The organism is Micrococcus porci, from assembly GCF_020097155.1.
Lineage (GTDB): Bacteria > Actinomycetota > Actinomycetes > Actinomycetales > Micrococcaceae > Micrococcus > Micrococcus porci.
In genome coordinates this window covers 968,015-989,992 of the sequence record NZ_CP083691.1, presented here as the reverse complement: position 1 = coordinate 989,992, position 21,978 = coordinate 968,015, and the positions used below count along the sequence as shown (strand labels likewise).

Sequence of the window (21,978 nt, the reverse complement as noted above, 5' to 3'; positions counted from 1 at the left end):
CTCATCAGCGATGCCGCCGTCTCGATCAGCGCGTTCCAGTCGTGCCGCGCCTCACCCCGGGGGGACTGCCGCACCAGCAGGCCAGCAGGGCGAGGGCGGCGATCCGCAGACGACGCGGCTCCGTATTCCACATCCGCTGCGCGACCCGCGCGCAGACATAGGCGAGCAGAGCGCTGATCACGAGAGGTTCAGCTCCTTGATCGCAGTGGCAGGCAGGGACATGGTGTCCTCCTTCACGCGAGGGCCACCGACCGGCGCAGCGCGGGGGCGGTGACGTCCACACCGCCACGGACCAGCAGCACACCGCCCACCAGGGATGCGACGATGACCAGCAGGCTCAGCGGGGCGTACAGCGCGCTGGCCCCGATCAGCGGTCCACCGGTGATGACGGCGGCACCGATGCTGACGGTCATGACGGTGCCCAGGGCGAGCATCACGCTCGCTCGACGCATCGCGTGGATGCGGCGCACGGGCATGCCGCCATAGGCGAGGCCGCGGTGCAGGTCGGCCCGGTCCACGACCTGGGCCGACTGGTTCAGCGCCACCGAGCAGGCCGCGAGGAGGAACGAGATCAGCAGGGTGAGCAGCACACCGGTGCGCAGGTCCTGCATGACCATCAGGTCCTCCGGATGGGTCAGTGTGGCCTCCCCTTCCGAGGCCAGGCCGAGGCCGGCGCCGGCCATGACGCCGACGTAGGTGGTCACCGCGAGCGAGCCGACCTGCTGCCAGGCCAGGCGCGGGGCGTCCAGGACGGTGCGGGCGGCCACGAGCGATTCCGGGGTCCGAGCCCGACGCAGACGCCACTTCGCACCCAGGGACAGGACCCACGGACCGAGCAGGTGCAGCGCGAGCAGGGGCACGGCCAGGGCGACCAAGACGGCCGAGATGGCCAGGCCCACGTCGGCCGCACCCTTGGAGACCGCGATGAGCAGCTGCCCGACGACCACCAGGGCCCCGAACACGAGGAGCCGCACCCAGTGGACCGACTGAGCGTTCTGCCGGGTGCGCACCCCCAGCGGGGTGATCGCGATCCGGCGCAGCCCGGTCAACGCGGAGAGCCCCGCGATCAGGGTCAGGCCGGCGAGCACGGCCAGCACGCCGGGCACGCCGATCCACTGCGCCCCCACGCCGATGGTCCCACCGGCGAACGGGAGGAGGCCGATCACGGGGATGAGCGCCGCCCACCCGACGACGCCGAGCACCGCCCCGGCGGCGGCGAGGATCGTCGCCTCCGCGACCGCCAGCCCGGTCAGGGTCGCCGTCGACGCACCGAGCAGGCGCAGCGAGGACAGACGGTCGTCGCGGCGCCGGGCCAACAGCCGGGCGGCTGCCCCGGCCAGCGCGGCCAGGGGAAGGACGAGCAGGGCCAGGGCGATGCCGGAGAGGACCTTGTAGAACCCCCCGATCTCACCGGGCAGAGTCCAGAAGAAGTGGACGCCTCCGGCCACGGCCAGCGTCAACGCGGACGCGGCGGCGAACGCGGTGACCGGGAGCACCCACACGGTCCGGTCACGGAAGACCCGGCGGGCGAAGAGGCTGATCACGCGGGTCTCCATCAGCGCACCTGCTCCCGGGTCGTCCCGGCGGCCGCCTGGGCCTGATCGGACTCGATGCGCCCGTCGCGCACCCGGATGAGCCGGGAGCACGCCGCCGCCACGGACGGGTCGTGGGTGACGACGACGAGGGTGCGGCCGCGGGCGACGGTCGACGCGATGAGGCTGTCCAGCACGGCCTCCGAGGTGTCGGAGTCGAGGGCGCCGGTGGGCTCGTCCGCGAACACGACGTCGGGCTCGACGGCCTGGGCACGGGCGATGGCCACGCGCTGGCGCTGGCCGCCCGAGAGCTCGCCCGGGCGGCGGTCCTCCATCCCGGCCAGGCCCAGGGAGCCGAGCCATCGCGCGGCCGTCTGCTCTGCCGCGCGCCGGTCGACGCCGTTGAGCATCAGGGGCATCGCGACGTTCTCGACCGCGGTGAGCTCGGGCAGCAGCAGTCCCTCCTGGAAGACGAAGCCCAGGCGCTCGCGCCGCAGCCGGGCCCGCTGCTCCTCGGTGAGGGCGGTGACCTCGTGGACGGTGCCGTCGGCGCCGGCGAGGGTGACCCGTCCGCCGTCGGGAGCGATGATCCCGGAGAGGACGTGCAGCAGCGTCGTCTTGCCGGAACCCGAGGGACCCATGACCGCGACCGACTCGCCGGGACGGATCTCCAGGTCGACGCCGGTCAGAGCGTGGGTGGAGCCGTAGGCCTTGGTCAGGCCACGAGCGGCGAGGACGGGAGGGGTGAGTGGCGCGGTGTTCATGGTCTTCACCCTCCGCTGGGCGGGGCTGACCACGCGTCGGACCACAGGATGGACCCGCCCCTGCCCGGGTACGACCGCCGTAGGACCCAGCCTGTCGTGCCATCGGCTGTCTGGACGGCCCAGGTGTACCGATCGGGGGACGTCAAGGAAGCACTCTTCGTCGCGGGATTCCGCGCCGGACGTGCCACGGCGCACGCCGTCCTCTCTCACCTGTGCGAGGTGCGGGGGGTGCGGAGTACCGCCAGGATGGTGCTCTCGACCGCGGCCGTGATCGTTTCGTCGTCGACGGGATGCCGTTCGATCAGGCTTCGGTAGTGCAGGGGGCTGGCCAAGAGTCGGGTGACCAGTGCCGGGTCAGCATCGATGCCGTGGTGCTGCAGCACGAGCCCCACGTCGGCTCGGCGGTCGCGCCAGAAGTCTTCGAGGTGCTGTTGCACCTCCTGGTCGGGCCAGCCCAACAGTGCGCGGACCAGTGCGCCTCCGTCGCCATCGAGCTGATGGGCGAGTCGGCCAGCCAGCTGGCGGAGGTCCTGTCCGAGGTCGCCCGTGTCGGGGACGGCGATGGTGCCGGCGATGTCGTCGGCAAGGTCGGCGATGATGCCGGCAGGCCGCTTCCAGCGCCGGTACAGGGTGGAGCGATGGACTCCGGATCGTTCCGCGATGAGCTCCATCCGCATGGCTGAGGCGCCCTGCTGGGTCAGGAGCTCACGGGTTGCCCGGAGCACCTCCGCCCGCACCCGCGCGGTCCGGCCTCCAGGGCGGATCGTTCCGGCGCGTGGTGGTGTCAGGCTCGTCATGGATTCATCCTAATGCGACAATCTGTTTCTTTAGCATGGAGGCATGTGGACACCACGAAAGCTCCAAGCCCGCGGGGCTGCCGCAGCCCGGCAGGGCGACGTTGATGCGGCGGCGCCGGTCTCCGCCACGGCGCAGATCGACACTGCCGCGTCGGCCTCGGCCCTGTGGGGGGTCCTGGCTGACGTCGACTCCTGGCCCGGAGTCGTCCCTGGCGTGACGTCGGCCCAGGTCGCCAGCCCGACCCCCCTGTCGCCGGGCCATCGATTCACGTGGGCCAACGGCGGCACGACGATCCGGTCCAGGGTGGAGGTCGTGCGACCAGGCCACGACCTGACCTGGACCGGCATCGCCCTGTGGCTCGTCGCGGTGCACCGCAACGTCATCGAGACACTTCCCGACGGGCAGGCGCGGCTGACCAGCACCGAGAGCATGGCCGGGGTCGCTGCAGCACTGCTCATGCCCGAGGAGAAGCTGCAACAGCAGCTTCAGGCCTTCGTCGAGGCCATCGCCGCAGAGGCAGAACGGCGATCCCGATGAGCTCGTCACCCACGCCGCGACGCCGCGGACAGGCCAGTGAGCCGACCATGAGCGTGCGCCAGCCGCGCATCTACACGATTCCGTGTGATCGGCGGGGTGACTTCCTGGACCGTTGGCAGAGCACTGCTCAGCCCCTGATGGAGACGCTGGGGTTCCGTTTCGTCCGCACCTGGGAGGGCACCCCGGACCCGGTTCACCGGCCGCATTGCCGTGGCTGCTGGGCGCCGCGGTCGGGCTGAAACGGATGCGGTTGACGCGCGTCCCGCTGTTCGAGTTCGGCTACGAACTGGAGTGGCCCGACCTGGACACCATGGAGCGGTGCTGGGGTGAACTCCGGGCCGACTCGACGTGGAGTGCAGCCAAGCGGGCGAGCCGCCGATCACGCCGGGGTGAGCCCGTCCTGTTCGTCAGTGACCGCATCATCCAGTCCTTTTCGATGTGCGGATCGGGGACGGCGGTCGAGGCGGTGACGCACAGCGGGTGCCCGGGCTGCCGCCGGAGCCCGACGACGTGACCGGCCTGCTCACGGCACGCCCGCCGGCCACGCGGCCGGATCAGAACCATCTGCCGGGGCTCTTCCTCGACCATGACGTGGCAGGAGTCGCTGGTCTGGCCACTGACTGGCCGGAGCCGGGTGTGGACATCCTGGGGCGGGTCCGGCTGCGGGCCGACGCCCAGCCGTTCGGGGGGCACCTCGGGTTCCGGGACGCCGGAGCGATCGCCCTCGTCGACGGCGTCCGCCGCGCTGACCCCGATGCCCGGCGCTCGTGCACGGGGAGGAGCGATCCACCCGGGCGGCGCTCGAGCGGGCCGGGCACGTCGGCCTCGCCTCCCGGATCGGGCTCGACGGCACCCTGGTGCCGCCTGACGGGCGAGCGGGGCCGGGCGCGCCAGACGCGGCAGGAGTGGGGTATGCATCAAGGGTGCCTGAGCAGAGGATCATTGCCCGCCGTTCGCTGGGCAACGCCCCCACCCGCCCCGATGGCCTGAGACTGGCTTCCCTCGCAGCCCTCGGCGAGGAGCAGTTCAGCACGCACATGCTCGCTGCCAGCGGGGGGGATCCCTTCGACACCAGCACGGAGGAGTCAGCACTCGAGGACCTGCTCGAGATCATCGAGGGCGCCGGCGACCACTTCGATCCTCACGCGTGGTATGTCGTCGGCGACGGGGAGGGTGAGATCGGAGTCGTGCTCCCGCAGCCCTTGCCTGACAAGCCCGGCACCGGAACCGTGTTCTACGTCGCCGTCCTGCCTTCGCGTCGAGGACGGGGCAAGGGGCGCCAACTCCATCAGTTCGGGTTGTCTGAACTGGCTCGCCGTGGCTGCACTGAGTACGTCGGATCGACCAGCGTGGACAACGCGCCCATGGTGGCCGTGTTCCAGGCGAACGGCTGCGAACTGGAGCACTGAGCCGCCAGCGTCGACGTGAGCATGCCCCCGCATCGTGCACGGTCGTCGCTGCATCTCGACGATGGAGGCCGGGACCCTTGACGCCGAAGGAGGCACCACCATCACCGCGGATGACGTTCACGGAGAGAACATTTCCAGCTGCGCGGCCTACGGCGCTCGGGCGGCCGAGTATGCCGAGTTGCTCGGGACCATGGCGGCGGTGGCCGACGACGACAGGCTGCTGGTCGAGGCATGGGCCCACGAGACAGGCGGAAGCCTCGCCGACGTGGGGTGCGGCCCTGCCCACTGGACCGCCCACCTGGCCGCGCTGGGGCACGACATCGTGGGAGTCGAACCGGTGGACGAGTTCGTGGCCCACGCGCGGCGCGTCCACCCGGGTGTGCGCGTGGAGACGGGCTCGTTCCGGACCCTGCCTGCGTCCACGTTCGACGGGATCCTCGCGTGGTACTCGATGATCCACACACCCCCGCCGGAGGCCACGCTCCTGCTCGAACACGCCCATGAAGCCCTGCGCCCGGGCGGGTCGCTGCTGCTCGGCTTCTTCGCCGGGGACCGGGTGGAGCCCTTCGACCACGCTGTCACCACAGCCTGGTACTGGCCGCTCGATGACCTCACCAGCGTGCTGACCGCAGCGGGATTCACCGTCACCGACCGCGGCACCCGGCTGGACCCGGGCACGCGCCGGCACGGCTGGATGAGAGCGCACCGGAACTGAGTCCTCTGGCCCCGTCCCGAAGCAGGCAACCTGTCTCATATAAGGAGACGCCTGTTTCACAGGAAGAGACAGTGTCCTTACGGTGACGTCATGACGGACACGAACCCCTCCCGCGGCACGGACACCTATGCCCACGGCCATCAGCCGAGCGTCCTGGCCTCGCACGCCACCCGCACCGCGGACAACAGCTGCGGCTACTTCCTCGATCGGGTGCGCCCCGGTCAACGGATCCTGGACATCGGATGCGGGCCGGGCTCCATCACGTTGGACCTTGCCGCCCTGGTCGGCGACGAGGGCCGCGTCACCGGAGTGGACTTCTCCGCAGAGGCGATTGCGGCAGCGCGGCTGGCCGCCGCGGATCGGGGCGACGTCGTCACGGAGTTCCTCGTGGGTGACGTGTTCGAGCTCGACCTGGAGCCCGCGTCCTTCGACGTGGTGCATGCCCATCAAGTGATGCAGCACCTGACGGATCCGGTCGCCGCCCTGGAAGCGATGGCCCGCTTCGTGAAGCCAGGCGGCATCCTCGCCGCCGGTCGACGCCTACGAGCCTGGGCCCACCAGGCCGACCTTCATGTCGTCCTCGCACGATCCAGTGCATGGTCCTACGCGACGACGGAGTCCGCAGCGTGGTGGGGCAACTCCCAGGCCGAGCGGGTGACGTCGTCCTCGTTCGCGCAGCGTGCCGCGGACCAGGGGGTCACCCCCGAGCAGCTCACTGCCATGGCCGATGACTGGCGCACGTGGGGCCAGCACCCGGATGCCTGGTTCTTCCTGCCGCACGGCGAGATCATCGCCGTTCCCTCCCCCCACTGACCAACCCCCCTGTCGAATGGCATCGTGGCCCTGCCGCGGCGCCGGTCCCCTCCCCGAGGGGTTCCACGTCACACGCCGACACCACCCTCACCCCACGTCACCGCCAGGCGCCGCGTCCGGCTCCCCCTGCGACGTCGGGGGCCAGGGCAGTCGACCAGTCGTCCGGGGACGACCATCCCGAGGCTTCGGACACGGACGTGAGATTCGACGACTCCCACGAAGCCGTCCCATGCCTGGTCGGACGCTCCAACTGAGGACAAGCTCAGCGAGAACCCACGCCGGGGAACCGTGCGACCCCCACCCCTGGCCGCACGCCGCTACCGTGGCCGCATGCCCTCCTCCCCCGTGCCCGACGCGTCCACCGGCGGCCGTGCGCCCCGGACCTACGCCCGGCCCCGTGCGAGCCTGCTCTACGTGCTGGAGCGCACCTGGACCCGACTGGTGGGGATGCAGGTCTGGGACGTCGCCGCCGCCATGACGTTCTTCGCCGTCCTCTCCCTGCTGCCCACCCTCGTCGCGCTCGTCTCCCTCGTGTCCCTGCTGGGGGTGGAGGCCCGCACCGTGGAGACCGCCGCGCGCCTGGCCACCGAGGTCTGGCCGAGCCTCGACGCCGCGGAGGTCTCCGCCTGGATCCTGAACGCGGGGCGGACGGCCACCGGCACCCCGGGCCTCGTCCTCGGCGCGGCGGGCGCCGTCGTCTCCGCCTCGGGCGCGGTGGGCGCGTTCCACCGCGCCATGCACCGCATCTACGACACGCGTGAGGGGCGCCCGTTCCTCGTCTACCGCCTCGTCGTGCTCCTGGAGACGCTGGCGCTGATCGTGGGCGCCGCCCTGGTCATGTCCCTCATGGTGCTCGGCGGCGACCTCTCGGAGCGCCTCGGGCGCCTGCTGGGGGTGGGGCGCGGGGCCGTGGCGGTGTGGAACGCGAGCACCTGGCCGATGATCCTGGTGCTGCTCGCGCTGATCGTCTCCGTCGCCTACCGGCGGGGACCGAACGTGCGCCCGCCCTGCCACCGCCCCTTCTCCCTGGGGGCTGTCGGGGCGGTGGCGCTGCTCTTCGCCGCCGCGCTCGCCCTGGGGTGGATCGTGGCGCGGTTCGGCGGGTTGGCGCTCGTCGGCCGGCTGAACTCCGCCCTGGGCGTCCTCGGCCTGGCGTGGGCGGCGTGCATCGTGCTGGTGGCCGGCGCCGCCTTCGACGCGGAGATGCTCCGCGCCCGCCAGCTCGCCGTGGGGGTGGAGTCCGCCGACGAGCTGCAGCTCGCCACCCGGGACACCTGGGTGCTGCGCCAGGTGGAGCGGCAGGAGGCCCGTCACCTGCGGGTCGGGCGGCTGGTGGCGGAGGCGGTGCGCACCGAGGAGCCCGTCACGACTCCCGCCACCCGCCTCCTCGCGGAGGCCGGCTCGCTGTTCGCCGTCGACGCTGCGGGCCGGTCGGCGTCGGACCTCACCTCGGGACGCCCGTTCCACGCCGTGCCGCCCGCGGACCGCGCGGGGGTCTGAGCGGGCGGGGGCCCGGACCGTGCTCGGCTCGGGCCCCGTGCCGCCCGGGCCCTGCGGCCCCGGCTCGGCGGTCCTGGGTCAGCGCTCCTGGAAGGCCGCGACCTGGTCCGCGAGCACCTGCTGGGAGACGTCCGCGTCGAGGCCGAGCATGAGCATGTAGACGTGGTCACGGCCCTCGGAGGCGCCGCCGACCGTCATCACGAGCTTCCGGGACTGACCGGGCGTGGTCATGGTGACCGTCGCGGCGTCGGGCACGCCGGGGACCGCGGTGAACTCGGCCTTCTGGCCCTGCTCCCCCTCGAGGGTGCCGCAGGCGGAGACGAGCTCGCCGTACGGCGCCATGAGGTCGGCCGGGGCCGTCGAGGTGCCGATCATCGTGAACGCGCCGGTCTCCTGGTCCACCACCGCCGGGGAGGCGGGGTTGACCTGGTAGGTGGCCAGCGAGGCGACGTCCATGGGCTCGTGGGTGGCGTTGATCTCGTCCACCAGCTCCTGGCAGCGGCCGGTCGGGGTCACGCCGGTGAGGGTGAGGGACATGGTCAGCGGCTGGTCCGCCCCGCTCTGCACGGTGCGGGAGGAGAACACCTCCTGGGGCGCGGCCGTGGCCAGGAGCAGCAGCGGCTCCAGCGGGTTCTCGACCGACGCGCCGCCCGCGGCGGGCGAGGAGGCGGCGAGGTCCGCGGCGGAGGAGGACGACGTGGTCGCGGAGGCGTCGGCCGACGACGACGCGGCCGCCGCGGACGACGAGGCGTCGGAGGACGACGCCGGCCCCGTGGACACCGTCGGCGAGGAGGAGGACTCCGCGGCCGCCGAGGAGGCGGACGACGACGGCGTCGCGGAGGAGGACGCGGCGGGGCCGGGGGCGGCGCAGCCGGAGGCCAGCAGCGCCGCGGTGGCGGTCAGCGGCAGCAGCGCGCGCAGGCGCGGGCGGGAGGTGGCGGTGCGGGACATGGGGATCTCCTCGGTCTGGTGCGGAGGACGGGATGGAGACGGTGCACTCGCATTGTGACCGTGCACACGCCGGGAGGGCAGGTCTGGGGGCCGCTCGGACGGGGCGGCGGAGCGCCGTCGCGTGGGCCCGCGTCGGCTAGCCTTGCGCAGAGGCGCCCGCTCTCCCCGACACCACCGCGGACGGGACGTCCCCCGAGCACCCGACGCCCGCCCCGAAAGGAGTGCGCCATGGCCCAGGACCCCGCCGGCTGGCGCCGCACCGCCGTGCTGCTCTCCGGGGCGTGGCGGGAGGCGCTGCGCGTCTCCGCCCCCCGGGTCGAGCCGGAGCACCTGTTCCTCGGGGTGCTGGCCTCCGGCGGCCCCGCCGCCCGGGTCTCCGCCCGCCAGGGCCTCTCCCTGACCGCGGCACGCCGCGGCGCGGCCGTCCGCGCCAACCGCCAGCTCCGCGCCGTGGGCGAGGACGTGGCCCGCGCGGGCCGGATCCCCCGCACCCCCCTGGCCGCCGTGGATCGCGGCGGCGCCGCCACCCTGCCGCTGTCCGCTGCCTCTGAGGGCATGCTCCCGGCCCGCCGCCTCGCCATGACCGAGGCCGCGTGGGCTCTGGACCTGCTCCAGGAGCCGGCGGGCGCCGTCTCCGCGCTCGTCGCCGCGGCGGGGGTGGACGTCGACGCCCTGCGCCACGCCCTGCGCGCGGCGGACAGGGACGAGCCCCGGCTGCCCGGTGCGGCGCTCGACGTCATGCCCGCCCCGTGCCCCGTGCCCCCCGACGCCCTCACCCCGCCGGACGGGATCCGTCCCTCAGGCTCCCGTGCGAGCCGGGCCGGCCGGCTGTCCGCAATCGGCGCCGAGTGGTTCGTGGCGGCGCCGCGCGAGCACGTGATGCGACTGCTGCGGGACCCTGAGCCGATCCGCGCCATCACGGCGCAGCCCGCGGACGCGGAGGTCGACGACGCGTTCGGTGTGGTCACCACCGTGCGCTCACGCGGCGCGCGCGGCGGCGAGCACCGTTCCACCAGCCAGCTGTTCCCCTCCGAGACCTCCACCCCGGACGGCGCGGCCCGCATCCGCTGGGCCGAGGTCCTCGACGAGCACCGGCCTCCGCACCAGGACTCGGACGGCACCCTGGTGCCCGACGGGCGCGACTACTCCGGGGACCTCGCCGGCGCGTACGTGTTCACACTCGTGGACGACTCCGGCCCGGACCCGGACCAGCCCGTGGACTACCCCGGCCACCAGCCTCTCTCCGGGGCCGGCACCCGGGTGCGACTGGAACGGACGCGCCGCACCGTCCGCCGTCGGGACGCCCTGGCCTCCCGGGCCACCCGCTGGCCCCAGGCCTGGGCCGTGGCCCAGCACCTGCAGTCGCTCGCCTCCCTGGCCGCGGACCGGGCCTGACGGCCCCGCCCGACGCCGTCCGCGGCGCCCGGTCACATTCCGCACCACCTCGGGACCACGGCGCGGCGGAGACCTAGGATGAGCCGATCACCCGCCCGTACCGCCCCCGCGGCCCGACCCGGACGGCCCGACCGTCCTGGAAGGCACACCATGCCCCGCACCCCCTCCCGCGCCCTCGGCGCCGTGGGCGCCGGCCTGAGCGCCGCGCTCCTGAGCGGCTGCGCCGTGATCGGCGGCGACGCCGGAACGACCGGCCCCCTGGCCGAGGACGACCTGCGCGCGACCTACCGGCTGCACGAGCCCGGCGTGCTCACGGTCTGCGCCGACGTGCCCTACCCGCCGTTCGAGTTCGAGCAGGACGGCCAGCTGACGGGCTACGACATCGACCTCACCCGCAAGCTCGCCGAGACCATGGACCTGCAGCTGAAGGTGGTGGACACCTCCTTCGAGGCCATCGAGTCCGGGGCGTCCCTGACCGGCTGCGACCTCAACGCCTCCGCCATCTCCATCACCGAGCCGCGCCAGCACGTCATGGCGTTCACCCTCCCCTACCTCGACGACGACCTCGTCCTCGTGGCCCGCAAGGACTCCGGGATCACGGACGTCGCCTCGGCCCAGGGCAAGCGTGTGGGCGTGCAGACCGCCACCACCGGCGAGGAGTACGCCCAGTCCCAGGGGCTGGACACCGTCCAGTTCGAGGACGGCGGCATGCAGGTCCAGGCCCTCCAGGCCGGCACCGTGGACGCCCTGCTGGGCAACCAGTCCGTGCTGCTGTACTCCCTCAAGGACGACCCCCGCTTCGGCGTCGTCGAGTCCCTGCCCACCGGCGAGCAGCTCGGCATGGGCGTGGCCCCGGACAACGCGCTGCTCGGCTCCGCCGTCAACCGTGCCCTCCAGACGCTGCGCAACGACGGCACCGTGGCCGAGCTGCAGCAGAAGTGGTTCGGCACCGCCCAGAAGGACTACCAGTGAGCACCCAGGCCTCCCCCGCGCCCCGCACCGCGGCCGCCCCCTCCCGCGCCGGCCGGCGCCGCACCCTGTCCGTCGCCGTCCAGGCCGCCGTGTTCGTCCTGGCGATCGTCGTCGTCGCCCTGCTGGCGGACTGGCAGGCGATCGCGGAGAACGTCCTGAACTTCAGCGCCGCGGGCCCGATGTTCCCGAACGTGATCCTCGTCGGGCTGGGCAACACGATCTTCTACACGGTCACCGCGTTCGTCGTCGGCCTGCTCGGCGGCATGCTCCTGGCGCTCATGCGCATGAGCTCCTTCGCCCCGTACCGGTGGCTGGCCACGGCCTACGTGGAGTTCTTCCGCGGCATCCCCGCACTGCTGGTGTTCCTGGCCTTCGGCTACGGCGTGCCCTTCGCGTTCGGGGTCTCCTGGCCCATCCCGGTCGTCGTGATGATCGCCCTGGGCATGGTGTCCGCGGCGTACATCGCCGAGACCCTGCGCGCCGGCCTGCAGGCCGTCCCGAAGGGCCAGATGGAGGCCGCCCGCTCACTGGGCATGCCGCACTGGCGCGCCATGCTCACCATCGTGATCCCCCAGGCGTTCCGCGTGGTGCTGCCGCCGCTGACCAACGAGGTCATCCTCCTGACCAAGGACTCCTCCCTGGTCTACGTGCTGGGCCTGGCCGCACACGAGTACGAGCTCACGAAGTTCGGCCGCGACGGCATCGCCGCCCTGGACGCCGGCATGACCCCGATCCTCGTGGCCGGCCTGTGCTACCTGGTGATCACCATCCCGCTGTCCCTGCTGGCGCGCCGCTTCGAGGCCCGCTCGTCCCGGAAGGCCCACTGAGATGACCGAGCAGACCGCCTCCCCCCGCCCCTCCGACGCCGGGACCGCCGCCGGCGTGCACATCGCCGGGCTGCACAAGTCCTACGGCTCCAACCACGTGCTGCGCGGCATCGACCTGGACGTGGCCCCCGGCGAGGTCGTGTGCCTGATCGGGCCCTCCGGCTCCGGCAAGTCCACGCTGCTGCGCTGCGTGAACCTGCTCGAGGTCCCCGACTCCGGCGGCGTGCAGGTGGGCGAGTTCACCGTCACCGACCCGGACGTGGACCTGGACCGGCTGCGCCAGCACGTGGGCATGGTGTTCCAGCAGTTCAACCTGTTCCCGCACCTGACGGTGCTGGAGAACTGCACCGTGGCCCAGGTGAAGGTGCTCAAGCGCTCCGCCGCCGAGGCCGCGGACACCGCCCGCCGCCAGCTGGCCCGCGTGGGCCTCGGCGAGCTCGAGGGCCGCTACCCGGACCAGCTCTCCGGCGGCCAGCAGCAGCGCGTCGCGATCGCCCGCGCCCTCTCCATGGACCCGCGGCTGATGCTCTTCGACGAGCCCACCTCCGCCCTGGACCCGGAGACCGTGGGCGACGTCCTGGCGATCATGCGCAAGCTGGCCCGCGAGGGCATGACCATGCTCGTCGTGACGCACGAGATGGGCTTCGCCCGCGAGGTCGCCGACCGCGTCGTGTTCATGGACGGCGGCGTCGTCGTCGAGCAGGGCCCGGCCTCCGCCGTCATCACCGACCCGCAGGAGCCGCGCACCCAGGACTTCCTGCGCCGCGTCCTGAACCCCGCCGGCGTGGACATCTGAGCGGCGCGGACCGCTGAGCAGAGGGGGCGGCGCCCCCGCCCCCTGGACGCAGCGGAGCCCCGCACCTGCGACCGGTGCGGGGCTCCTTCGTGTGCGGAGAGGGCTCAGGCCTTCTTGCGCAGCTTGGCCAGCTCCTGGCGGGCCTCGCGCAGCGCGGCGACCTGCTGCTCGCGGGCCTCGTGGATCGCGGCGACCTTCTCGTCCTGGGCGGCGCGGATGGCGTCCACCTTGGCGTCGCGGGCGTCGGAGATGCGGGCGGCGCGCTTCTTGGCGGCCTTCTTGCGCTTGCCCGGGCGGTTCACCACGGAGTCCGCGGTGACGGCCAGGCCGGCGCCCAGCAGGAAGACGTCCTTGGCGACGGCGGTGCCGTCCTGGGACGGACGCACGCCGTCGGCCTCGGTCATCTCCGGGGTGTTCAGGTACATGGACATCAGGCCGCCGGAGAAGGCGGTCAGCGCCGAGCCGGCGAGCCAGCCCGGGACGAACGGGGCCAGCAGGGCCGCGCCGGTGCCGATCTCGGTGGCCGTGATGAAGTTCTTGAACTGCGACGGGGAGAGCTTGGCCAGGGAGGGGACGCCCTTGGCGGCCATGTTCTGCAGGTACGCGGCCTGCTCCTCGCCCAGCTTGCGCTTGCCGAGGCCGGAGTTGAGGATGAACGCGCCGGAGGTCAGGCGCAGCGGAATCTGGATGATGCTCATGGAGTCTTCCTTCCAGTGGAGCCCGCGGCACGTCACGGCGTGTGTGTGGCGCGAACGATCGGGTGAGCGGTCAGCACGCCCACAGTACCAATCGGCGCCGCCGCGTCCCCGGACCCGCCGCCCGTGATCCGCCGGGGGCGAACGACGTCCGACGCGGCGGCCGTCGTCGTCGTGGAGAATGGGGGCATGTCAGCCCTCAGCACCCTCCCCCTGCTCGCCGCCGCCGGCACCCCCGACTACGGGTGGCTCGGCAACACGATCGTCGCGATCATGGAGGCGATCGGACCGGTGGGCGTGGGCCTGGCGGTGTTCGCGGAGAACATCTTCCCGCCGATCCCCTCCGAGGTGATCCTGCCCCTGGCCGGGTTCACCGCGGCCGGCGGCGCGTTCAGCCCCCACGCCGCCCTGATCTGGGCGACCGTCGGCTCCGTGGTCGGCGCGCTGGCGCTCTACGGCCTGGGCGCGTGGCTCGGCCGACGCCGCCTGTACCGGATCGCCGCGTGGATGCCGCTGGTGGACGTGTCCGACGTCGAGAGGACGGAGAAGTGGTTCGCCCGCTACGGGTACTGGACCGTCTTCGTGGGCCGCATGGTCCCCGTCTTCCGCTCGCTCATCTCCATCCCCGCCGGCATCGAGCGGATGAACGTGGCGAAGTTCACCCTGTTCACCGCCCTGGGCTCCCTGCTGTGGAACGCGATCTTCGTGTACGGCGGGTACGCACTGGGGGAGAACTTCCACGTGATCTCGGACTATGCGGACATGTTCTCGAATATCGTGATGGTCCTGATCCTCGTGTTCCTCGCGGTGTGGGTGGTCCTCCGCCTGCGCCGGAACCGCGGCCGGGCCGCCGATCCGGCGGTGGACCACGAGGATCCCGAGGCCGCCGCCGCCCGCGTGGAGGCCGAGATCAAGGCCCTCCAGCACCGGAAGTGATCCCCATGCACCGCCTGTCCCCCGCCTCGACCGTCCGCCTGCGCGCCGGCGCGGGCCTGCTCGCGCTCGGCATGCTCGGCCTCACCGCGTGCGGCTCCGGCGACGACGCCGCGTCCTCCTCCCCCGCGCCGTCCTCCGCCGCCGCGACGCAGGAGCTGCCGTCGATGGACATGGCCCCGTTCACGCTGGACGTTCCGTCCCTCGACCTGGACAAGGTCCCCGGCGCCTCCCTCGCGGTGATCCAGGGTCAGGACCCGGAGTACCACGCGGCCTGGCTGCAGGTGCCCGGCGCCCCGGCCTGGACCCAGGCCATGGACGAGTCGGTGCGCGGGCTGGTGGCGCAGTACCAGCGGGACACCGACCGCACGGCGAGCCCGGTGCTGGACGTGCAGCCGCGCCTGGCCGTCGCCGGCCGGGACGTGGCCGCGGCCCGGCTGCTCTCCACGGAGCGCCGCGGGGACCGCTCCGTCTCCGCGGTCCACGTGGTCTGGTACGCGGCGCGCGAGGACCGCGTGCTGTCCACGGAGGACCTCTTCACGGCCGACGGCTGGGCCGCGTTCCGCCGCGAGGTCGGCGCCCGCATGGCCGGGGACCCGGCCGTGGTGCAGGACCGCCTGCGCTCCGCCGTGGACGCCCCCGCCCAGGTGGAGAACGTCCGCGTGTGGGACGCGCTGACGTTCCTGCCGGACGGCTCCGCCCTGCTCGAGGTGGACCAGGCCGCCATGTCCCCGGCCGACGCTGGCGTGCTCACCGCCCGCATCCCGGCGGACACCGTGCGCCCCTGGCTCTCCGCCCTGGGCGTCTCCGCCCAGGACGCGGCCCGCAGCCCGGAGGCCCTCGTGCTCCCGGAGCGCCCCTCCGCGGCGCCCGCCTCCGAGGGCGGCGACGCCGCCGTGCCTGCGCCGGGGCAGCCCTCCTCCGACGGCGCGACGACGTCCGCCCCCGGTCAGGGCTCCGTCCCGCCGGCGCCCGGGCTGCCCGGTGCCCCGGCCCCCGGCACGCCGGGCACGGCGTCCCAGGGCGGCGGGTCCCCGGGCACGGCCCCACAGGACACCGGGTCACAGCACACCGGGTCACAGGGCACCGGATCACAGGGGACCGGCGCGTCCGCCCCCGGTGCGTCCCCGTCCGCGACCCGCGGCGACGCCGGGCCGGCGCCGACCTCCTCCTCCGCGGCGCCCGCGCCGACGGGCACCGGCGCCCCCGCCCCCGCCCCGCTTCCGATGCCCGCCCCGACGACGTCCTCCGCGACGCCCTCAGGGCCGGCACCCGCTCCCACCGGCGGCACCCCCGCCCCCTCGCCGACCACCGTCGCGCCCACAGAGCCCTCCCCGTCGGCCGATCCGACGACGTCGGAGCCCGCTCCGTCCTCCGACCCGGCCCCAGCGCCCACGGACACGGCCTCCCCGGCCCCGACGGCGTCGTCGCCCTCCACGCCTGCCGACGTGACCGGCACCGCCACGGCCTCCGGGCCGCTGCCGGCGACGGGCGGCTCGACGGACCCGGTCACCCCCACCCCGGCCGCCTGAGGCGCGCGGCGCCGCCCTCCCCCGGGCTGCGCCGCGGCCGTGTCCGCATCGTGGCCGCATCGTGACCCTCCGGTGACCGGTCGGGGCGGAGGGACCTGGCAGGATGGACGAGGCCCTCCTGCGCGGCGCGCGGTCCAGGACGGGCACCCCAGAGCACCCAGGAGCGTCCCGTCATGCCTTCCCACCCCCGCCTCCGTCTCACCGCCGGCCTGGCCGCCCTCGCCCTCGCCCTCACGGCGTGCGGAGGCGCGGAGCAGCAGCCCGCAGCCGGGAGCCCCGCGCCCGCCTCCTCGTCCTCCTCCGCCGCCGCCTCGACGAGCCCGTCCTCGACGGCGTCCGCGTCCTCCGACGAGGCGGACGAGGCGTCGTCCTCCGCCGCCTCGGCCTCCGAGTCCTCGGCCGCCGCGTCGTCCTCCCTCGGCGCGTCGACGTCCGCAGGTGCCCCGTCGCCGACCGACGGGTCCGGATCCTGGTCCCCGTCCGCAGCGGGCACGCCGTCCGCCGCCGGCTCGAGCTCAGCGAGCGCGCCCCGCTCGACGTGGTCCCCGGCCGCCCCCACCGCCAAGCCCAGCGCCGCGCCGGTTCACGCCGCGGCGCCGGTCGAGGCCGACCTCGGCGGGCCGACGACGGGTGTCGCCCCGGCGGACACCCCGGTGGCCGTCTCCTCCACGGCCCCCGTGGTGGAGAAGGCGGACCCCGTCCACGTCGCCCCCGCCCACCCCGCGGCCCCCTCCGCCTCGCAGGCCCCGTCTACGACGCAGGCCCCGTCCGCGTCGTCGTCGGCCGCCACCCGCACGCCCTCCGCGTCCGCCTCCGCATCGGCCTCCTCCGCCCCGGCCGCCACGGCCCCGGCCCACACCGCCCCCGTGCCCCACGCCGGCGTGGACTGCCGCGCCGTCAAGTGCATCGCCCTGACCTTCGACGACGGCCCCGGCCGCTCGACGGCCCGCCTGCTGGACATCCTCTCCGCCGAGCGCGTGCCGGCGACCTTCTACCTGGTCGGCCACAGCGCGGAGATCAACCCGTCCCTCGTGAAGCGGATGACCGCCGAGGGCCACCAGGTGGGCAACCACTCCTACGACCACCCGAACCTGACCACGCTCTCCCCCGCCCAGATCGCCTCCCAGATCACCCGCTCCGACGCCGCGATCCGGGCGGCCGGCGGGCGACCGAGCACGGTCCGCGCCCCCTACGGCGCACTGAACGAGTCCGTGCTCTCCACCTTCGGCGGCCTGCCCGCCGCGGGCAACGTGACCTGGACGGTGGACACCCGGGACTGGGAGCACAGGAACCCGGCCAAGACCCTGGCCGCCGTGCAGCAGGGGGCGACCCCGGGCGGGATCGTGCTCATGCACGACATCCACGCCACCTCCGTCGACGCCGTCCCCGCCGTGATCGCGTACCTCCGCTCCCAGGGCTACACGTTCGTCACCGTGGACACCATCACCGGCGGCGTCACCCCCGGCACCACCGTCCGCCGCGGCATGCACCCGTGACCGGCGGCCCGGAGAACGCCCACGAGCGCGACCACGACCGGGAGAAGGACCCGGAGCTGATCCGCCGGGAGCCGGTGTCCTTCGTCCGCCGCGGGGCCCGCATGACCACGGGCCGCCAGGCCGTGTGGGACCGCATGGCGGAGACGGTGCTGGTGGACGTGCCGCGCCACCGGGCGGCCACGTCCGTGGCCCCCGACGCGCACCTGGACTGGGACGCCGCCTTCGGCCGGCACGCCCCGCTGCTGGTGGACATCGGCTCGGGGCTGGGCGAGTCCACCGCGCAGGGCGCCGCGGACCACCCCGACTGGAACGTGCTGTCCGTGGAGGTCTACCTGCCCGGGCTGGCCGCGCTCATGGCCCAGGTCGAGTCCCGCGGGCTGGAGAACGTGCGGGCCGTGGAGGCCAACGCCCCCGAACTGCTGGACCACCTGCTGCCGGCCGGGTCCGCCCAGGAGGTCTGGGTGTTCTTCCCCGACCCCTGGCACAAGAAGCGCCACCACAAGCGGCGCCTCGTGAACGCGGCCTTCGCGGACCGGGTGGCCCGCGTGCTGGCCCCGGGCGGCGTCCTCCGCCTGGCCACGGACTGGTCCGGGTATGCCGTGCAGATGCGCGAGGTCATGGAGTCCCACCCCGACTTCGTCAACCTGCACCCGGGCCGCGCGGCGGGCGAGGAGTCCCCGCTGACGCGCGTGCGCCGGGAGGGCCGCGAGCTGGAGGTCGGCGCGCAGCCCCTCCCCGCCGGGTTCGACCCGGCCCGTCCCGCGTCGGAGCTGCCCGAGCGCGCCGGCCTCGGCGAGGCCGTGGAGGCGTCCCTGGCGGAGGACCCCGTCGACCACGACGGCGGCTGGGCACCCCGATTCGAGGGCCGTCCCCTCACGCAGTTCGAGGGCAAGGCCCTGCGCGCCGGCCGCCTGGTCTTCGACCTGGCCTACGCCCGACGCTGACCCGATCGCGGCCCGCCGCCGGCGACCGGCAGGCCTGCCGTGACCCGGGCCAGGGCCGCGAGCGTCACGGAGCCGGGGTCTCGGTAGCCGCGGGGGGCGCCGTCGTCGCCGTCCTCCGGACGCCAGCGGGCCGTGTTGTGCCCGCGCACCCCGGCCAGTCCGGCGGCGGGGTCCGCGGCCACCGGCAGCGCCACCGCCTCCGGCCAGGGCGCACGGCCCGCCAGGGTCCGCCCGAGCCACGCGAGCCGGTCCCCGGGCGCCCGGGCCTCGAACACGCGCCCCGCGGCGAGGCCGAGGGCCTCGAGCCGACCGGCCAGGCGGCGGGGCAGGCCCAGCGCCCCGCTGAGTGCGAGGGCGTCGACGGTCAGCGGGGGGTCCCCCGCGGCGAGTCCCTCGAGGGCGTGGGTCGCGACGAGCGTGCCGTAGGAGTGCGCCTCGATCGCCGTGTGCACGGCCGTCCCGGCCCCGTGCGACGGCCCGGGGCGCGTCTCGCGCACGGCCTCGGCCAGGCGGGCTCCGCCGCGGCGGGCCAGGCCGTCGTCGAGGGTGCGCCACCACGGCGGGGCCGGGTAGCCGAGCCAGGCGACCACGCACGGGCGCGGGGCGCCGGCCGCGCGCTGGGCCAGGAGCAGCTGCCCGGCCTCGCGGGCGCTGCCCCACGCGGCTGTGGAGGCGGCGATCCCCATGCCGGAGACCTGCCAGGTCAGGTGGGTCGGCCGCTCGAGCTCGCCCACGGCGACGGCCGCGACCGGGCCGTCGGGGGCGTCGAGGTCCCAGTCGACGAGGACCCGCTCCGGGATCGCAGCGTCCATCGAGTCCCGCCGCAGGGCGTGCTCAGCCCCGTCGAGGGCGGCGAGCTGTCGGGCGGAGAGCCGCCCGTCCCGGGCGCGCGCGCGGTCGGCGTCGAGCCGGGCGGCCGCCGCGCGCGCCTGCTCCGGCAGGTCCACGCTCAGTCCCGCGGCGCGGGCAGGCGGGTGAGGCCGCGGGGGGCGGCGGCCCGGCCGGCGGGCAGCGCGCGCAGGAGGCCGCCGCGTGCCGCGGATCGGGTCGCGCCCTCGCCGGGTCGGCGCTGCCCCTGCACGGCCTCCGCCGCACGGTGGGCGGCGGGGGCGGCGTACCGGGCGGAGACGTCCCCGGCCAGGCCCACGGAGAACACGCGGGCGAGCGCGGAGGCGCTGTGCAGGCGGTCGACCTGGGACGCCAGCTCCACCACGGTGTCCTGCAGCCGCTCCACCTCGCGCTGCAGGTCGAGGATCCTGCGGATCCCCTCGAGGGACACGCCTTCGCGGGAGAGCCGCTGGACGGCGCGCAGGTGCTCGACGTCGGCCGCGGAGTAGCGGCGATGACGCCCGCCCTGGCGCTGGGGCACCACCAGGCCCAGCCGGTCGTACTGGCGCAGGGTCTGCGGGTGCATCCCCGCCATCTCGGCCGCGACGGAGATCACGAACACCGGGTCGTGGCGCCCCGGGCGGCCGGCGGTCCCGCGCAGGCGCCCGGCTCCGGTCGGATGCTCGCCGGCGACGCCGCTCACCACTGCGCCTTCCCGGCCAGGCCCTCCCGGACGTCGTCGCCCGCGGTGGCCGCCGCGTAGGCCTCCACGGCGCCGCGCGCCTCGGCGGAGAGTTCGGCGGGCACGGCCACCTGCAGCTCCACCAGCAGGTCGCCGGTGTGCTTGGCGCCGGCCACGCCGCGCCCCTTGAGGCGCAGCACCCGGCCGGACTGGGATCCGGCCGGGACCTTGACCTTGACGGGCCGGTCCAGCGTGGGCACCTCGACGGTGGCGCCCAGGGCCGCCTCCGCGAAGGTCACGGGCACGGTGATGCGCAGGTCGTCGCCGTCGCGCTGGAAGAACGGGTGCTCTCGGACCTGGACGGTGACGATCAGGTCGCCGCGCCCGGCCGTGCCCGGAGAGCCCTTGCCGCGGGCGCGCACCTTCTGCCCGTCCTTGACGCCCTTGGGGATGCGCACGTCCACGGTCTCCCCGTCCGCCGCGCGCAGGGACACCGTGGTGCCCTCCACCGCACCGCGGAAGGAGATCGTGGTGGTGGCGGTGCGGTCGGCGCCCTTCGTGGGCGCGGGCTGGCCGAAGCCGCCCCCGCCGAAGCCCTGGCCCCCGCCGAAGCCGCCCGCGCCGCCGCCGGTGAAGGCGCCGAGGAGGTCGGACAGGTCGGGGCCGCCCTGGGCGCCCCCGGTGCGGAAGGTGCGCGAACCGCCGCCCCCGCCGAACATGCCGCCGAAGACGTCCTCGAAGCCGCCGGCCCCCGCACCGCCTCCCGCCCCGCCGAAGCCGCCCGGGGCCCCGAACCGGGCCCCGCCGCCCATGGAGCGGATCGCGTCGTACTCCTGGCGGTCCTTCGGGTCGCTCAGGACGTCGTACGCCTCCGAGATCTCCTTGAACCTCTGCTCCGCCGCCGCATCCCCGGGGTTCTGGTCCGGGTGGTGCTTGCGCGCGAGCGTGCGGTACGCCTTCTTGATGTCGGACTCGGAGGCGTCCTTCGACACCCCCAGGACCTGATAGAAGTCCTTCTCGAGCCAATCCTGCGAGGCCATGGTGCCTCCTCTCCGTTCGTGTCTGCTGTCGTCGTGCGTGGCGGTCCGGGCCCGGGGCGCCGCGTCGTGCGGCGCCCCGGGATCCGCCCGTCCTGGCCGGTCAGTCCTGGCCGGCGGAGACCATCACCTGGGCGGCGCGCAGCACGCGGCCGTCCCGGGCGTAGCCGTTGCGGAAGACCTGCACCACGTGGTCCGCGGGGACCTCGGCGTGGGGCTGGCGCATGACGGCCTCGTGGCGGACTGGGTCGAACTCGACGCCGGCCAGCGCCTCCTGGTCCTCGCGCTCCAGTCCGAGGCCCTCGAGCGCGGTCATGAGCTTCGCGGCGATGGCCGCGAACGGGCCGTCCTCGAGGTCGCCGGCCGCGCGGGCGGCGTCGAGGTCGTCGAGCACCGGCAGGAGCGCGGTGACGGCCTTGAGCACGCCCTGCTCCTTGGCGACGTCGCGATCGCGGTCCACGCGCCGCTTGTAGTTCACGTACTCGGCCTGCAGGCGGCGCAGGTCCTCGAGCAGCTCGGCCTCGCGGTCGGAGCCGGCGGCCGGGAGGGCCTCCGCCTCGGCGGCCGCGCCGGCCTCGTCGAGGATCTGCTCGGCCTGGGACAGGGCGTCGCCGGAGTCCTGGGGCGCCTGACCCTGCTCCTGCGCGGGCACGGTGTCCTCGCCGGCGCCCGGGGTGCGGGCCTGGCCGGTCTCCGGGTCGATGCGCCGGCGGTCGCGGATGACCGGCTCCTCCGGGCTGGGGGTCTCGTTCTGGTTCTCGCTCATGCTGGGGTCCTTTCGTCACGGGCCGCGGCGGGCGCGGCGTGGGAGGTGCGGGAGAG

22 protein-coding genes are annotated in these 21,978 nt (G+C 74.5%); 13 read left to right on the top strand and 9 right to left on the bottom strand.

The window, feature by feature from the left end:
* Positions 1–233: 233 nt before the first annotated feature.
* The 3 genes from KW076_RS04750 to KW076_RS04740 all read right to left on the bottom strand — a co-directional run bounded on the left by KW076_RS04750 (position 234) and on the right by KW076_RS04740 (position 3,093).
* Positions 234–1,556, bottom strand: coding sequence for a permease (locus KW076_RS04750; RefSeq protein ID WP_224356453.1), 1,323 nt, complete (start codon positions 1,554–1,556; stop codon positions 234–236).
* A complete protein-coding gene (locus KW076_RS04745; RefSeq protein WP_224356452.1) occupies positions 1,556–2,296 on the bottom strand; it encodes an ABC transporter ATP-binding protein in 741 nt (246 codons plus the stop codon). Before KW076_RS04745 ends, KW076_RS04750 begins: the two co-directional genes overlap by 1 nt.
* 206 nt (positions 2,297–2,502) lie before the next feature.
* Positions 2,503–3,093: a TetR/AcrR family transcriptional regulator gene (locus KW076_RS04740; RefSeq protein ID WP_224356451.1), complete on the bottom strand. Its 591-nt coding sequence runs from the start codon at positions 3,091–3,093 to the stop codon at positions 2,503–2,505.
* A gap of 43 nt (positions 3,094–3,136) precedes the next feature.
* Here KW076_RS04740 and KW076_RS04735 point away from each other — a divergent pair, with 43 nt between their 5' ends.
* From KW076_RS04735 to KW076_RS04715, 5 genes are all read left to right on the top strand, one after another.
* On the top strand, positions 3,137–3,631 hold the full coding sequence (locus KW076_RS04735; protein WP_224356450.1) for an SRPBCC family protein: 495 nt from the start codon (positions 3,137–3,139) through the stop codon (positions 3,629–3,631).
* A gap of 923 nt (positions 3,632–4,554) precedes the next feature.
* Positions 4,555–5,040 (top strand): GNAT family N-acetyltransferase, encoded by a 486-nt coding sequence (locus KW076_RS04730; protein ID WP_224356449.1) that lies wholly within the window; start codon positions 4,555–4,557, stop codon positions 5,038–5,040.
* A gap of 190 nt (positions 5,041–5,230) precedes the next feature.
* A complete protein-coding gene (locus tag KW076_RS04725) occupies positions 5,231–5,755 on the top strand; it encodes a class I SAM-dependent methyltransferase (RefSeq protein ID WP_224356777.1) in 525 nt (174 codons plus the stop codon).
* A 90-nt stretch (positions 5,756–5,845) separates the two neighbouring features.
* Entirely contained in the window at positions 5,846–6,568 is a 723-nt protein-coding gene (locus KW076_RS04720) for a class I SAM-dependent methyltransferase (protein WP_224356448.1), read from the top strand.
* Between the two features lie 330 nt (positions 6,569–6,898).
* Positions 6,899–8,068: a YihY/virulence factor BrkB family protein gene (locus KW076_RS04715; protein WP_224356447.1), complete on the top strand. Its 1,170-nt coding sequence runs from the start codon at positions 6,899–6,901 to the stop codon at positions 8,066–8,068.
* A gap of 78 nt (positions 8,069–8,146) precedes the next feature.
* On the opposite strand, the gene KW076_RS04710 is transcribed toward KW076_RS04715, so the two are convergent.
* A complete protein-coding gene (locus KW076_RS04710; protein WP_224356446.1) occupies positions 8,147–9,019 on the bottom strand; it encodes a hypothetical protein in 873 nt (290 codons plus the stop codon).
* A gap of 228 nt (positions 9,020–9,247) precedes the next feature.
* Here KW076_RS04710 and KW076_RS04705 point away from each other — a divergent pair, with 228 nt between their 5' ends.
* From KW076_RS04705 to KW076_RS04690, 4 genes are all read left to right on the top strand, one after another.
* Positions 9,248–10,414 (top strand): Clp protease N-terminal domain-containing protein, encoded by a 1,167-nt coding sequence (locus KW076_RS04705; RefSeq protein WP_224356445.1) that lies wholly within the window; start codon positions 9,248–9,250, stop codon positions 10,412–10,414.
* A gap of 150 nt (positions 10,415–10,564) precedes the next feature.
* Complete coding sequence (locus KW076_RS04700) at positions 10,565–11,386, top strand: ABC transporter substrate-binding protein (protein ID WP_224356444.1); 822 nt, start codon at positions 10,565–10,567, stop codon at positions 11,384–11,386.
* A 65-nt stretch (positions 11,387–11,451) separates the two neighbouring features.
* Complete coding sequence (locus KW076_RS04695; protein ID WP_255718884.1) at positions 11,452–12,213, top strand: amino acid ABC transporter permease; 762 nt, start codon at positions 11,452–11,454, stop codon at positions 12,211–12,213.
* Between the two features lies 1 nt (position 12,214).
* Positions 12,215–13,009, top strand: a complete 795-nt coding sequence (locus tag KW076_RS04690; RefSeq protein ID WP_224356442.1) for an amino acid ABC transporter ATP-binding protein — start codon at positions 12,215–12,217, stop codon at positions 13,007–13,009.
* A 104-nt stretch (positions 13,010–13,113) separates the two neighbouring features.
* Here the strand turns inward: KW076_RS04690 and KW076_RS04685 are convergent, their stop codons facing one another.
* Positions 13,114–13,707 carry a hypothetical protein gene (locus KW076_RS04685; protein ID WP_224356441.1) on the bottom strand — a complete coding sequence of 198 codons (594 nt, stop codon included), beginning with the start codon at positions 13,705–13,707 and terminating at the stop codon, positions 13,114–13,116.
* Positions 13,708–13,893: 186 nt separating this feature from the next.
* Between KW076_RS04685 and KW076_RS04680 the strand changes: the two genes are divergently transcribed.
* The 4 genes from KW076_RS04680 to trmB all read left to right on the top strand — a co-directional run bounded on the left by KW076_RS04680 (position 13,894) and on the right by trmB (position 18,609).
* A complete protein-coding gene (locus KW076_RS04680) occupies positions 13,894–14,640 on the top strand; it encodes a DedA family protein (protein ID WP_224356440.1) in 747 nt (248 codons plus the stop codon).
* A gap of 5 nt (positions 14,641–14,645) precedes the next feature.
* Complete coding sequence (locus KW076_RS04675; RefSeq protein ID WP_224356439.1) at positions 14,646–16,169, top strand: hypothetical protein; 1,524 nt, start codon at positions 14,646–14,648, stop codon at positions 16,167–16,169.
* Between the two features lie 173 nt (positions 16,170–16,342).
* The gene (locus KW076_RS04670; protein WP_224356438.1) at positions 16,343–17,665 is read left to right on the top strand and encodes a polysaccharide deacetylase family protein; all 1,323 of its coding nucleotides are present in this window, start codon (positions 16,343–16,345) and stop codon (positions 17,663–17,665) included.
* Positions 17,662–18,609 (top strand): tRNA (guanosine(46)-N7)-methyltransferase TrmB, encoded by a 948-nt coding sequence (gene trmB, locus KW076_RS04665; RefSeq protein WP_224356437.1) that lies wholly within the window; start codon positions 17,662–17,664, stop codon positions 18,607–18,609. The genes KW076_RS04670 and trmB overlap by 4 nt, the downstream gene beginning before the upstream one ends.
* Here the strand turns inward: trmB and KW076_RS04660 are convergent.
* The 4 genes from KW076_RS04660 to KW076_RS04645 form a co-directional block, all read right to left on the bottom strand.
* The gene (locus KW076_RS04660; protein WP_224356436.1) at positions 18,594–19,556 is read right to left on the bottom strand and encodes an alpha/beta hydrolase; all 963 of its coding nucleotides are present in this window, start codon (positions 19,554–19,556) and stop codon (positions 18,594–18,596) included. The genes trmB and KW076_RS04660 overlap by 16 nt on opposite strands.
* Positions 19,557–19,558: 2 nt before the next feature.
* Positions 19,559–20,032, bottom strand: coding sequence for a heat shock protein transcriptional repressor HspR (locus KW076_RS04655; protein ID WP_239241354.1), 474 nt, complete (start codon positions 20,030–20,032; stop codon positions 19,559–19,561).
* 104 nt (positions 20,033–20,136) lie between these two features.
* Positions 20,137–21,159 (bottom strand): DnaJ C-terminal domain-containing protein, encoded by a 1,023-nt coding sequence (locus tag KW076_RS04650; protein WP_224356435.1) that lies wholly within the window; start codon positions 21,157–21,159, stop codon positions 20,137–20,139.
* A gap of 100 nt (positions 21,160–21,259) precedes the next feature.
* Positions 21,260–21,922, bottom strand: a complete 663-nt coding sequence (locus KW076_RS04645) for a nucleotide exchange factor GrpE (protein ID WP_224356434.1) — start codon at positions 21,920–21,922, stop codon at positions 21,260–21,262.
* Positions 21,923–21,978 lie beyond the last annotated feature (56 nt).